Origin of the sequence: Klebsiella sp. K5-45 (assembly GCF_030128605.1) — a bacterium.
GTDB lineage: Bacteria > Pseudomonadota > Gammaproteobacteria > Enterobacterales > Enterobacteriaceae > Klebsiella > Klebsiella quasipneumoniae.
This window is the reverse complement of sequence record NZ_JAKUZW010000005.1, coordinates 116,654-129,518: the sequence shown is the minus strand read 5'-3', so window position 1 is coordinate 129,518 and position 12,865 is coordinate 116,654. Positions and strand designations below refer to the sequence as shown.

Below are 12,865 nucleotides of genomic sequence, written 5' to 3'. Positions count from 1 at the left end.
TCAGCCCTTTTTTTTGCGAGGTTAACGAAGTGGGTATGCTTTCTGCCGCTCGCCTGCGGCTTTATCATTTGCTTTTCGATCAAAACCGACGTTCCGGCCGCCGCTTCGAAGGTCTGTGCGGACTTTTCGCATTGCTCAGCGTGGTGGTGATATTTGTCGAGTCGGGGCTGGGCACGCAATATCATCTGACATTAGATGAATGGCATATTTTCGTCTGGCTGGAGCTGCTGGTGACCGCGGTCTTTACCCTGGAGTATCTGCTGCGTATTGCGACATGGCCCAATCCGCTCCACTACATTTTCAGCTTCTGGGGGTTTATTGACTTAGCGACCATCCTGCCGCTGTACGTGATGTGGCTGTGGCCGGAAATTAGCCTCAATTATGTCTTTGCCTGGCGGGCAATGCGGGCGATCCGCGCGTTGCGTATTCTCAAACTGTTGCGCTTTATGCCTTCGCTCAATGTGTTCTGGCGGGCGATTGTCAGCGCGCGCCATCAGCTGATCCTGTTCTATTCGTTTATCGCCATTGTGATGGTGATTTTCGGCTCGTTAATGTACCTGATAGAAGGGCCAGAGTATGGTTTTACCACGCTCAACGCTTCGGTCTATTGGGCCATTGTAACCATCACTACCGTCGGCTACGGGGATATCACGCCGCATACACCGCTGGGCCGCATCCTGGCCTCCATTCTCATCCTGATCGGATACTCCATTATTGCCATTCCGACCGGGCTTATCACCACCCATATGACCAGCGCCCTGAACCGGCGGCGTCAGCAGCGGGTATGCCCGCAGTGCCAGCAGGGCCACCATGACGATAACGCCCGGTTTTGTCACGCCTGTGGCCATGCGTTACCGCAGTAAACCCTCGGCATAAAAAAAGCCTGCCGGGAGGAACGCGGCAGGCTTTTCACTGGCTGGTCAGCGTTATTCACGCCACAGAATATGACACAGCTTATGATCTTTCTCGCGGCACAGCAGTACGCGGGCGAAGATATCATTGATTTCCCCGCCGTCGGTATCCGCCAGGCCAATCACCACTTCGGCGAAGAAATCCGGGTTCAGATCGTAATCCACATGCTCTTCCCAGTCTGCAGACGGGTCGAACAGCTCGGCGCCGCCGCGCTCCTCAAACTGCAGGTTAAACAGAATGATGTCCGCCGGGTCGAGGTTATCGGCCGCCAGTTCGAGGAAGATGTCGTATGCCTGCTCAAGCGTTTCGTCTTCGGTCAGACGGTTGTTTAAATCCATATCCATGATTGCTACTCATTCGGTATCTGATGGGCACGTTTTACAGCAACGGGCTGAAGAAGTAAAACAGTCGCTCGGCGATCCGCTGCCACAGCGGACGTTTTAACCAGCGACGGGCGTCCAGCAGGCGCGAGCGCGAGATATAGTCATCCTGGACCGCCGCCAGATCGCTGCCGAAGCCGGCGTCATCGATGACCAGCGTGATTTCAAAATTGAGCCACAGGCTGCGCATATCCAGATTCACGGTACCCACCAGACTCAGTTCGCCATCGACCAGCACGCTCTTGGTATGCAACAGGCCGCCTTCGAACTGGTAAATCTTCACCCCTGCTGCCAGCAGCTCGGTGAAAAAGGCCCGGCTGGCCCAGCCCACCAGCAGCGAATCGTTCTTGCGCGGTAAAATAATACTCACGTCCACGCCGCGCTGGGCAGCGGTACAGATCGCGTGCAGCAGGTCGTCGCTGGGTACGAAGTAGGGTGTGGTCATGATCAAATGCTCTTTCGCCGCATAGGCGGCGGTGAGGAGAGCCTGATGAATCAGATCTTCCGGAAAGCCCGGTCCGGAGGCGATCGTGTGGATAGTATGTCCACTGGCCTCTTCAAACGGCATGATATTGACGTCCGGCGGCGGTGGCAGAATACGCTTTCCGGTCTCGATCTCCCAGTCACAGGAGTAGACGATGCCCATCGAGGTCGCCACCGGGCCTTCCATGCGCGCCATCAGGTCAATCCACTGTCCGACCCCTGAGTCCTGTTTAAAGTAGCGGGGATCAACCATATTCATGCTGCCGGTGTAGGCGATATAGTTATCGATCATCACCATTTTGCGATGCTGACGCAGGTCCATCCGGCGCAGAAACACACGCATCAGATTGACCTTGAGAGCCTCGACCACTTCAATGCCGGCGTTACGCATCATTGCCGCCCATGGGCTGCGGAAAAAAGCCACACTGCCCGCGGAGTCGAGCATCAACCGGCAGTGAACCCCGCGACGGGCGGCGGCCATCAGCGATTCGGCGACGCTGTCGGCCATGCCGCCTGGCTGCCAGATATAGAAGACCATCTCAATATTATGGCGAGCCAGTTGAATATCGCGGATCAGGGCCTGCATGACGTCGTCAGATTCCGTCAGCAGCTGCAGCTGGTTGCCTTTTACGCCGCCAATGCCCTGGCGCCGTTCGCACAGCTTGAACAGGGACTCGGCCACCGGGCTGTTATCTTCCGCGAAGATATGTTTGCAGGCTTTGAGGTCGTTTAACCATTTGGCCGTGGAAGGCCACATCGCCCTCGCGCGTTCTGCCCGCCGCTTGCCAAGATGCAGCTCGCCAAAGGAGAGATAGGCGATGATCCCCACCAGCGGCAGAATATAAATTATCAATAACCATGCCATCGCGGACGGCACAGCGCGGCGTTTCATTAGAATTCGTAATGTTACACCGGCGATCAACAGCCAGTACCCCAGAATGACCAGCCAGTTCACCACCGTGTAAAAGGTTGTCATAGATGTAAAATCCTTTTGAATGACGTTATGTGATGAGTTTACGCATCAGTATTTTTCTGGCAAATAAAAACGCAGCGAAAGCGGTGGTCAGCCGCAGGCAGAGGTTTATAATGGGGGCTGTTTTCACTCGTAGAGTCGTTGCAATGAAGCGTAGTAGAACGGAAGTAGGGCGCTGGCGCATGCTGAGACAGGTGAATCGCCGTAAAGCGCGCTGGCTGGAAGCCCAATCACGCCGCAATATGCGGATCCTCGCCATCAGGAAGGGGCTGGTGAAACGGCAGCGTCATGCACTGCTGTTTATTTTCCCCGACTGTTAAGCGAGCAGGCTAACGGCACCGTGCCCGGTGCCGTTGTCGTTTTCTCAGCTCTGCGCTGAACTCCCTTTTAACATCGCCAGATGGCCTATTGAAATATCTATGCGATGTCTGTCAGGGTATGACGGGGAATTACCGACAGAACTCCTTATTCTGCGACAGACATTAACCGCCCTGCAGAAGCCTGAACAGGGCGCGGGGTTGTCGATCGTTTTTCAATTTCATGCTAACTATCGGGGTGACCACTCTGATTAAAATGCACCGCTTTTGTGGCTGTAAATTTATTTGGCATAGGCTTCCGTAGATAACGTGATGGTTACGTTATCACTCACCGCCGGAACATATTTATCAAGCTTGAAGTCTGAACGTTTTATTACCCCAGTGGCATCAAAACCAATGGCCTCCTTTTTCACCATCGGATGCATGTCCTGCTTGTTCAGGGTGGCATGCAATACTACCGGTTTGGTGATGCCTTTAATGGTCAGGTTACCTTCAACATCATATTTATTGCCGCCTTTACTTTCCACCCGGGTGCTCTGAAAGGTTGCCTCAGGATACGTTTTGACATCGAAGTACTCTTTGCCTAAAAACTCATCCGTTAACGCTTTGACATGCGTATCAATGGTTTTGACTGGCAGCGTGACGTGCACAGAGGATTTCTCTGGGTTATCTTTGTCAAAAGAAAGTTTCCCTGAAACATCAGAGATATAGGCGGTAGGGTTAGAGAAACCAAAATGGTTCCAGGCAATAACAACCGAAGTATGCTGTGGATCCAGGCTATATTCTGTCGCAGCGGCCTGTGATACAGGAATATATAAGGCAAGCAGAGAAAATAATGCGGTTTTTTTCAGGGTGTTCATACAAAAATCCTCATAAGCGTCAGGTGCATAAATGGTAGCCCAAAAAAATGCAGGGCTTATTGAAAACATTTGTTATTCCCGTTCAAATATTTTAACCAACCAATAATAACCCTACAATCACTCCGCGTGAATTTTACCTAACGAAATTAATAGGCATTAAAAAAATCCTCTGTAACGTAAATCTGGTCACGTGATCTTTATACGTTCATCCCTATGGGATATGCCTGGATCAGCGCATTTTTTTATTTCCGGTTGCTTTCCAGACACCGCGATCCTGAATGCAGCAAGATAGGCGATATTTGGTCCTATGTCAGCTGAACCGGATATACATGCTTATTTACTCCAGGCGTTAATATCTGTTGCTGAGAATCCCTCTCTCTTTAACGATCTTCTTTCAACTGTGTTTAAGATTTACCGGACGATGTCGGGATGCGCTGGCATGCAAAGCAAGCGATAGATCCATGCAAGATCTCTGTCACAGACTTATTGAATATATTAGCCATTCAATATCATGCCGGGCGTCGACGTTTGGTCGGCATTTTCTGTTGCCGCAAAAGGCGAGGTGATGGTCGATGATGTCGTCGCTGGGGAAGAGATGTGCTCATCTTCCAGGCATCTCAGGCGGATAACAGCCAGCGCTTTCGTGCGGTTAAAAAGGGCGGCATTTTAATGTTGTGTAGAAAAATGCGCCCTTTCATCTGATGGCCTGGTGTGTTTTTGCGGTTAACCAGAAAAAGAAAAGGGTATTTTCAAAATACTTTCTTATATGGCTTAACAGAGACCTGGCGGTAGACGCCAGCTGCAATGTACGGATCGTCATTGGCCCAGGCCTGAGCCGCTTCCAGCGATTCAAACTCAGCGATTACCGTTGAGCCGCTGAATCCGGCTGCGCCCGGTTCGTTGCTGTCAACGGCCGGCATTGGTCCGGCGGTAAGCAACCGACCTTCATCATGTAAAAGTTGTAGACGCGCAAGATGCGCGGGGCGAACCGAGAGCCGCTTTTCCAGAGAATCGGCGATATCTTCAGCGTAGATAACGTAAAGCACGGCAAAGCTCCTTATCAATAAACAGGCGAATTACGTTAAGTTAAACGACGATGGACTGCAATGCAAAGATGCGCCCCGGCGCCGAATGCCCTGCCGACGCGGCTTTTTTCCGCAAATGGCGGCAAAAATTGACTCAGGTTAAGACGGCTTATTGAATATGATTGCTATTTGCATTTAAAATCGGAGCATCATTTTTCAACAGAAACGATTATGAGCGCAATGACCCTTGATTTACCTCGCCGCTTCCCGTGGCCAACGCTGCTGTCCGTGGCTATCCACGGTGCCGTTGTGGCGGGGTTGCTTTATACCTCGGTACATCAGGTTATTGAACAGCCTTCCCCGACGCAGCCGATAGAGATCACCATGGTGGCGCCGGCCGATCTTGAGCCGCCCCCGGCGGCGCAACCCGTCGTGCAGCCCGTTGTTGAACCCGAACCAGAGCCGGAACCTGAGGTGGTCCCTGAGCCGCCGAAAGAGGCGCCGGTGGTGATCCATAAACCAGAACCTAAGCCGAAGCCCAAACCTAAACCGAAGCCCAAGCCGGAGAAAAAGGTTGAGCAGCCTAAGCGGGACGTCAAGCCGGCAGCGGAGCCGCGTCCGGCTTCACCGTTTGAAAACAACAATACGACGCCAGCGCGCACCGCGCCGAGCACCTCCACCGCAGCGGCCAAACCCACCGTCACTGCCCCGAGTGGCCCGCGGGCCATCAGCCGTGTCCAGCCGACCTATCCGACGCGCGCTCAGGCGCTGCGCATTGAAGGGACGGTGCGGGTGAAGTTTGACGTCACGCCAGATGGCCGAATTGATAATTTGCAGATCCTCTCCGCCCAGCCGGCGAATATGTTCGAGCGCGAGGTGAAAAGCGCGATGCGCAGATGGCGTTACGAGCAGGCAAGACCGGGAACCGGCGTGACGATGACCATTAAATTCCGCCTCAACGGCGTCGAGATTAACTGATAATGCAGGGCGGCGGACCGGTGAGGTCCGCCGTAAACCTTGTCTAACGCGTTTTTTCCATCAGCACATCGTCCAGCGCCTGCTGGACTGTCACCAGGTGCTGGCCACCGAACAATATCGCCCGGTTCAGCAGGGTATAAAGCTGGTAAATCGGCTGACGCTCGAGAAAACCAGCCGGTAGCGGCGAGACGGACTGATAGCCGTCATAGATCTGCGGGGGTTGTTCCGGGTGCATCGGCAGCATTGCTAAATCACACTCGCGGTCGCCCCAGTAGCAGGCCGGGTCGAAGATGTAGGGGCCATCCGGCCCTAAGGCGCAGTTGCCGGACCACAGGTCCCCGTGCAGCAGCGAAGGTTGCGGCTGATGGTTGGCCAGCCGCTGCTGTACCACATCGACTAAGGTATCGATATCGCCAAAGTGCAACCCTTTCTCCGCCGCCAGCTCCAGCTGCCAGCCGATACGCTGCTCGGCAAAAAACACCGACCAGCGACGCTGCCAGGCGTTGGGCTGCGGCGTGGTGGAAAGATCGTTATCAAAATCCAGACCGAACTGCGGCTGATCGCTCCACCGATGCAGGTGGGCTAACTGCTGGCCAAGCAGGAAAGCGTTATGCGCATCCAGCGGACGGGGAGGGAGGTATTCCATGACCACGAAGCTGTAGTCGCGATCGCTGCCGACGGCAAAGACCTGCGGTACGCGAACGGTTTTGCTTCGCGACAGCAGCTCCAGCTGATCGGCCTCGGCGGTGAAGATAGGCAGGAGTTCCCGTTCGTCGCATTTCACGAAGTAATCTTTGCCGCCGAAGCGCAAATGCCAGGCGGAATGGATCTCTCCGCCGGGCAGCTCGGTTTTCAGTTCGATTTCAGCGTCTTCGGTATGCCAATCGCGTAAAAGAGTACTGATTGCTTGCCACATGCTGTCTCTCCCCATGTTTTCCACCATATCATAAGGTTAGCGCATTACTACCGGGTAAACCTGGAACTGACGCACAACTGACGCTTTCCGTTGCGCTAAACGCATTTATTGAGCTTTTAACCACTCGGCGAATGTGCTGACGGCGATTTCTGCCGGACGGCCAAGGGCCGATTCCGCCAGGCCGGCGCTGAGAGCTTTCACTTCCTCGGCTGTTTGGGCGCTCAGCAGGCCAAAGGTATTGGTGCCCAGCTCATGGGGCGTGCCCTCTTCATCATTGAGCGTTAGTACAAACCCGGCACGGGTAAAATGGTTGCTGACCTCATTGATCTCCGTCAGCACCTGCTCATGGAAGGTTACGCTGACGACCCAGGCGGTAATTTCATTGCTCATCTCGACACCCCGTTGTTATGTATGGCCTTTCCAGCATAGACCATCCTGCAAATCTCGCGGCTCCCCTCCGCCGGCGCGGAGGGGCAGGGGAAATCAACGTCCGCAGAGATAATCGTAGATTTTTTGCGTATTGGCCTGCGAACAGAGGCGGGTACCCTGGTTGATGGTCGCGGCACTACCGGCGGCGAAGCCAAAGCGTACCATGTCTTCGAGGCTGGCGTTTTCCGCCAGACGCAAGGTCATGGCGCCCACCATGCTGTCGCCGGCGCCGACGGTGCTCTGGCTTTTCATTGGCGGCGGCACCACCTGAACGCTGCCGCTGGCGTCAACCCCTAACGCCCCCTGCGGACCGAGGGAGACCACCACCCGGCGCACTTTACCGGACTGGATCAACGACTGAGCGGCAAGGCGGACGTCATCAGGCTGGCTCAGATCGCGCTGCACGAGGGCGCTGAGTTCTTTCTGGTTTGGCTTCACTAATTCAATATTGCCGACGTCCAGCGCGGCGGCCAGCGCATCGCCGGAGCTGTCGATAATGCAACGCAGGCCTTGCTGTTGCGCATTTTTAACCAGCTGCATCAGATTTTCGACGCTGATACCAGGCGGCAGGCTGCCGCTGATCACCAGCAGTGAGCCGGGGTCGATGGTCAGGACTTTTTCTTCCAGGCGGCGGAATTCATCGTCTGTCAGCGCGGCGCCGGGCATCACAAAGCGATACTGTTCGCCGCTGGCGGCCACGTGAACGTGCAGGTTCTGTCGCGTCCAGTCGCGGGTTTCGACGGTCTCGATCGGCACCTGCTCATCGGCCAGCAGGGCGGCAAGGTGCTCGCCGGTGGCGCCGCCAATCGGGAAAATGGCGGTGGCTTTGCCGCCGAGAAAGGTCACGGCGCGGGCGACGTTGATCCCGCCGCCGCCGGGTTCAAATACCGGCGCGCTGCAGCGGAGTTTCCCTTCCGGGTAGATCTGCGGGGTCTGGGTGGCGCTATCCAGCGAGGGGGCCAGCGTGAGCGTATAAATTTTGGTCATTCCTTCTCCTCCTTAATACGGCGACTGTGCTTTATTTAAGCATGGCACGATGATTCAGGGAGGGAAAGTGCTGTCCCTGAGAGATTTGCAAAGAAGCCTGTATTTTCATTATGAAATAAAGATTGTTTCCGGAGCTGTCTTATTCAAAAAACGAAAGAGTAAGTGATTGCTATGTTATTCGTGCTTTTTTATAATTTGCTACCTTTCTTAGGACCTGCACTCCGCGATCCTCGCGAAAGTTTCCGGGACCCACAGGTCTCTTTTATGTTGTACGGACGCTAAATTCAATGAGCCGGCATGGTTAGGCCTGTTCATCATTTGTACTGTCCTAAAAAAATGTATTTTAGAGAGTTATAATGAAGCTTTTAAAGACAGTACCCGCAGCGGTCATGCTGGCGGGGGGGCTTTTTGCGTCTGTTGGCGCAATGGCCGATGATTCTGTATTTACCGTCATGGATGACCCTTCCGCTGCCAAAAAACCGTTCGAAGGGGTGGTCAACGCAGGTTACCTGGCGCAGTCCGGCAACACCAAGAACTCCTCAATGACGGCTGATTCCACCCTGACCTGGTATGGCAACACCACCGCCTGGTCCCTGTGGGGCAACGCCAGCAACACCTCGTCCAACGATGAGCGCTCCTCAGAGAAATATGCAGTCGGTGGTCGTAGTCGCTATAACCTGACCGATATGAATTACGTCTTTGGGCAGGGCAGTTGGCTAACCGACCGTTATAACGGCTATCAGCAGCGCGATGTCCTGACGGCGGGCTATGGTCGTCAAATCCTCAACGGACCGGTGCACAGCCTGCGGTTTGAATTTGGTCCTGGCGTCCGCTATGACGAATACACCGACGGGGATACCGACACTCAACCGCTGGGCTACGCCTCCGGAACCTGGGCCTGGCAGATGACCGATAACGCCAAATTTACCCAAGGGGTATCGGTATTTGGCGCCGAGGACACCACGGTCAACTCAGAGAGTGCGTTAAACGTGGCGATTAACGCCCACTTTGCGTTGAAAGTGGCGTACAACGTCACCTGGAACTCGGAGCCGCCGGCGTCTGCGCCGGAGCATACCGATCGCCGGACCTCGCTCTCCCTCGGATATAAAATGTAATATTTTCAGGCCGGGTTCCCGGCCTGATCGTTTTAGATTTAGCAATAAGTGACATTATTTTTTCTGGCAATTCGTTTTAGTTTTTATAAAAAGAAACTGGCCTCCATTTTTTCTCCATTATTCTCCATTTGCTGACAAATATTCATTCTATTTGACACGAAAAGCTAAATATTCGACGGACAAATATGTGATCTGGATCTATACTAACAGCCACTGACCGAATGGAGACATTGTTCGGTCCGTCTTCCGTAATAAGAGAATAAACATCATGAAAAAAAGCCAATTTACCATCGCAGCCCTGGCGCTGTGCGTGCTTTCCTTTGGCGCATCGGCCGCCACGCCAGTTCCGCCGTCGGGTAACCAGGACCATACGCAGGTAGGTATCGCCAAAGCTACCGACGTTGAGGCCGGATCGAATATTGCCCCCGGTTCCCGTAGCACCGGACAATCCATGAGCGATGCCTTTAATGTGCATACGCTGGTGGCAGGCGAGTGGTCTTAATATCGCAGGCTACTGCTTCACGGGCAGTCTATTAAGCCGGGTAAAGTGGTACCGGTTTAACGACCCGCGCTAAACATCACGCAGGCAATATCAACGCGTCTCTTTTAGTTTGTCCGCATAATATCGTCCGGCTTCGCTGGTGATTATTATCGCCCCTTCCTGGCGGATATTCTGCTTTTATCCGCGCCGCTCTTGTTTTCTCCGCATTCCGCCATCATTTATGCTATTGCGGCTTTAATCACGTACCAATGATGTGTAAACTACTCCCCGGTGTTATCAGCAGGCGGCAGCAGGCGGGAACGATCGCTCCGGTCGTGCTCCTCTTTTCGCAGAGTGAAGCGGGAACTGCGCCTTAACCTGGTGATAATTATGATTATATTGTTTTGTATGTGCTCTTTCGTGTGGGGCACCACTGCAAATAAGGACATAAAATGCCTGTAATTACGCTTCCTGATGGCAGCCAACGCCATTTTGATCACGCCGTCAGCCCGATGGACGTCGCGCTGGATATCGGCCCAGGCCTGGCGAAAGCCACCATCGCCGGGCGGGTAAACGGTGAACTGGTAGACGCCTGCGACCCGATCGAAACCGATTCCACCCTCTCTATTATCACGGCTAAAGATGAAGAAGGGCTGGAGATCATTCGTCACTCCTGCGCGCACCTGTTAGGCCATGCCATCAAACAGCTGTGGCCCAACACCAAAATGGCTATCGGTCCGGTTGTTGATAATGGCTTCTACTATGACGTAGACCTCGACCACACCCTGACTCAGGAAGATATCGACGCGCTCGAAAAACGTATGCATGAGCTCGCCGAGAAAAACTACGATGTCATCAAGAAGAAAGTGAGCTGGCACGAAGCGCGTGAAACCTTCGTGAAGCGCGGCGAAAGCTATAAAGTTTCTATTCTTGACGAAAACATTGCTCATGATGACAAGCCTGGCCTGTATCATCATGAAGAATATATCGATATGTGCCGCGGTCCGCACGTGCCGAACATGCGTTTCTGCCATCACTTCAAGCTGATGAAAACCGCAGGCGCGTACTGGCGCGGCGACAGCAACAACAAGATGCTGCAGCGCATTTATGGTACCGCGTGGGCCGATAAGAAAGCCCTGAACGCCTACCTGCAGCGCCTGGAAGAGGCCGCGAAGCGCGACCACCGTAAAATCGGTAAGCAGCTCGACCTGTACCACATGCAGGAAGAAGCGCCGGGTATGGTCTTCTGGCATAACGACGGCTGGACTATCTTCCGTGAACTGGAAACCTTCGTGCGCTCCAAGCTCAAAGAGTACCAGTACCAGGAAGTGAAAGGTCCGTTCATGATGGACCGCGTGCTGTGGGAAAAAACCGGCCACTGGGACAACTACAAAGATGCGATGTTCACCACCTCTTCTGAGAACCGTGAATACTGCATTAAGCCGATGAACTGCCCGGGCCACGTGCAGATCTTCAACCAGGGGCTGAAATCCTACCGTGACCTGCCGCTGCGTATGGCGGAGTTCGGTAGCTGCCACCGCAACGAGCCGTCAGGTGCGCTGCACGGTCTGATGCGCGTTCGCGGCTTTACCCAGGATGATGCGCATATCTTCTGTACTGAAGATCAGGTTCGCGATGAAGTGAACGCCTGTATTCGTATGGTCTACGATATGTACAGCACCTTTGGCTTCGAGAAGATCGTTGTCAAACTGTCGACTCGCCCGGAAAAACGTATCGGCAGCGACGAGACCTGGGATCGCGCGGAAGCGGATCTGGCGGTGGCGCTGGAAGAAAATAATATCCCATTTGAATATCAACTGGGTGAAGGGGCGTTCTACGGCCCGAAAATTGAATTTACCCTGTATGACTGCCTCGATCGTGCATGGCAGTGCGGTACGGTACAGCTGGACTTCTCTCTGCCGCAGCGTTTAAGCGCCTCCTATGTGGGCGAAAACAACGAGCGTCAGGTGCCGGTCATGATCCACCGTGCGATTCTCGGTTCTCTGGAGCGCTTCATTGGCATCCTGACCGAAGAGTTCGCTGGCTTCTTCCCAACCTGGATTGCGCCAGTGCAGGTGGTGGTCATGAATATCACCGATTCTCAGGCTGAATACGTTAACGAATTGACGCGTAAACTACAAAATGCGGGCATTCGTGTAAAAGCAGACTTGAGAAATGAGAAGATTGGCTTTAAAATCCGCGAGCACACTTTACGTCGTGTCCCGTATATGTTGGTCTGTGGCGACAAAGAAGTCGAAGCCGGCAAAGTGGCCGTGCGCACCCGTCGCGGGAAAGACCTCGGCAGCATGGACGTAAATGAAGTGATCGAGAAGCTGCAACAAGAGATTCGCAGCCGCAGTCTTCAACAACTGGAGGAATAAGGTATTAAAGGCGGAAAACGAGTTCAAACGGCACGTCCGAATCGTATCAATGGCGAGATTCGCGCCCAGGAAGTTCGCTTAACAGGTCTGGAAGGTGAGCAGCTGGGTATTGTGAGTCTGAGAGAAGCTATCGAAAAGGCTGAAGAGGCTGGAGTAGATTTAGTTGAAATCAGCCCTAACGCCGAGCCGCCAGTTTGTCGTATCATGGACTACGGCAAGTTCCTTTATGAAAAGAGTAAGTCTTCTAAGGAACAGAAGAAGAAGCAGAAAGTTATCCAGGTTAAGGAAATTAAATTCCGCCCTGGTACTGATGAAGGTGACTATCAGGTAAAACTCCGCAGCCTGATTCGCTTTCTCGAAGATGGCGATAAGGCCAAGATCACGCTGCGTTTCCGCGGTCGTGAGATGGCCCACCAGCAGATCGGTATGGAAGTGCTTAACCGCGTGAAAGACGATCTGGTTGAACTGGCAGTAGTCGAATCCTTCCCAACGAAGATCGAAGGCCGCCAGATGATCATGGTGCTCGCTCCTAAGAAGAAACAGTAAGGCCATCAAGAAACATTTCCGGTGGGCTTCGGCTCACTGGTTTTGTTCGCCTTTGTTTCGTTTATTAACAATGCGAAGTGGA

14 protein-coding genes are annotated in these 12,865 nt (G+C 53.6%); 7 read left to right on the top strand and 7 right to left on the bottom strand.

The window, feature by feature from the left end; genetic code table 11:
• Positions 1 to 35 precede the first annotated feature (35 nt).
• Positions 36 to 863, top strand: a complete 828-nt coding sequence (locus MKS11_RS12095) for an ion transporter (protein ID WP_004203160.1) — start codon at positions 36 to 38, stop codon at positions 861 to 863.
• 63 nt (positions 864 to 926) lie between these two features.
• Here the strand turns inward: MKS11_RS12095 and MKS11_RS12090 are convergent, their stop codons facing one another.
• Together MKS11_RS12090 and cls are read right to left on the bottom strand one after the other, a co-directional pair.
• A complete protein-coding gene (locus MKS11_RS12090) occupies positions 927 to 1,256 on the bottom strand; it encodes an HI1450 family dsDNA-mimic protein (protein WP_002910079.1) in 330 nt (109 codons plus the stop codon).
• A 34-nt stretch (positions 1,257 to 1,290) separates the two neighbouring features.
• Positions 1,291 to 2,751 (bottom strand): cardiolipin synthase, encoded by a 1,461-nt coding sequence (gene cls / locus MKS11_RS12085; protein ID WP_004203158.1) that lies wholly within the window; start codon positions 2,749 to 2,751, stop codon positions 1,291 to 1,293.
• Between the two features lie 143 nt (positions 2,752 to 2,894).
• Here cls and MKS11_RS12080 point away from each other — a divergent pair, with 143 nt between their 5' ends.
• The gene (locus MKS11_RS12080; RefSeq protein WP_023290120.1) at positions 2,895 to 3,068 is read left to right on the top strand and encodes a YciY family protein; all 174 of its coding nucleotides are present in this window, start codon (positions 2,895 to 2,897) and stop codon (positions 3,066 to 3,068) included.
• Between the two features lie 278 nt (positions 3,069 to 3,346).
• Here MKS11_RS12080 and MKS11_RS12075 read toward each other — a convergent pair whose 3' ends face one another.
• Positions 3,347 to 3,994: a YceI family protein gene (locus MKS11_RS12075; protein WP_072206868.1), complete on the bottom strand. Its 648-nt coding sequence runs from the start codon at positions 3,992 to 3,994 to the stop codon at positions 3,347 to 3,349.
• Positions 3,995 to 4,674: 680 nt separating this feature from the next.
• Positions 4,675 to 4,971: a YciI family protein gene (locus MKS11_RS12070; protein ID WP_002910042.1), complete on the bottom strand. Its 297-nt coding sequence runs from the start codon at positions 4,969 to 4,971 to the stop codon at positions 4,675 to 4,677.
• A 210-nt stretch (positions 4,972 to 5,181) separates the two neighbouring features.
• On the opposite strand from MKS11_RS12070, the gene tonB reads away from it, so the two are divergent.
• Positions 5,182 to 5,928 (top strand): TonB system transport protein TonB, encoded by a 747-nt coding sequence (gene tonB / locus MKS11_RS12065; RefSeq protein WP_032431075.1) that lies wholly within the window; start codon positions 5,182 to 5,184, stop codon positions 5,926 to 5,928.
• Positions 5,929 to 5,971: 43 nt separating this feature from the next.
• Here tonB and MKS11_RS12060 read toward each other — a convergent pair whose 3' ends face one another.
• The 3 genes from MKS11_RS12060 to pfkB form a co-directional block, all read right to left on the bottom strand.
• Positions 5,972 to 6,844: a fructosamine kinase family protein gene (locus tag MKS11_RS12060; protein WP_004203150.1), complete on the bottom strand. Its 873-nt coding sequence runs from the start codon at positions 6,842 to 6,844 to the stop codon at positions 5,972 to 5,974.
• 105 nt (positions 6,845 to 6,949) lie between these two features.
• Positions 6,950 to 7,234, bottom strand: a complete 285-nt coding sequence (gene ghoS / locus MKS11_RS12055; RefSeq protein ID WP_004203147.1) for a type V toxin-antitoxin system endoribonuclease antitoxin GhoS — start codon at positions 7,232 to 7,234, stop codon at positions 6,950 to 6,952.
• 93 nt (positions 7,235 to 7,327) lie between these two features.
• Positions 7,328 to 8,260, bottom strand: coding sequence for a 6-phosphofructokinase II (pfkB, locus tag MKS11_RS12050; RefSeq protein ID WP_284109544.1), 933 nt, complete (start codon positions 8,258 to 8,260; stop codon positions 7,328 to 7,330).
• 356 nt (positions 8,261 to 8,616) lie between these two features.
• On the opposite strand from pfkB, the gene MKS11_RS12045 reads away from it, so the two are divergent.
• From MKS11_RS12045 to infC, 4 genes are all read left to right on the top strand, one after another.
• Complete coding sequence (locus MKS11_RS12045) at positions 8,617 to 9,375, top strand: YdiY family protein (RefSeq protein ID WP_004203142.1); 759 nt, start codon at positions 8,617 to 8,619, stop codon at positions 9,373 to 9,375.
• Positions 9,376 to 9,643: 268 nt separating this feature from the next.
• A complete protein-coding gene (locus MKS11_RS12040; RefSeq protein WP_004203141.1) occupies positions 9,644 to 9,877 on the top strand; it encodes a hypothetical protein in 234 nt (77 codons plus the stop codon).
• A gap of 431 nt (positions 9,878 to 10,308) precedes the next feature.
• Positions 10,309 to 12,237, top strand: a complete 1,929-nt coding sequence (gene thrS / locus MKS11_RS12035) for a threonine--tRNA ligase (RefSeq protein ID WP_017900777.1) — start codon at positions 10,309 to 10,311, stop codon at positions 12,235 to 12,237.
• A gap of 3 nt (positions 12,238 to 12,240) precedes the next feature.
• Positions 12,241 to 12,783: a translation initiation factor IF-3 gene (infC, locus tag MKS11_RS12030; RefSeq protein WP_004189469.1), complete on the top strand. Its 543-nt coding sequence runs from the start codon at positions 12,241 to 12,243 to the stop codon at positions 12,781 to 12,783.
• Positions 12,784 to 12,865: the final 82 nt, after the last annotated feature.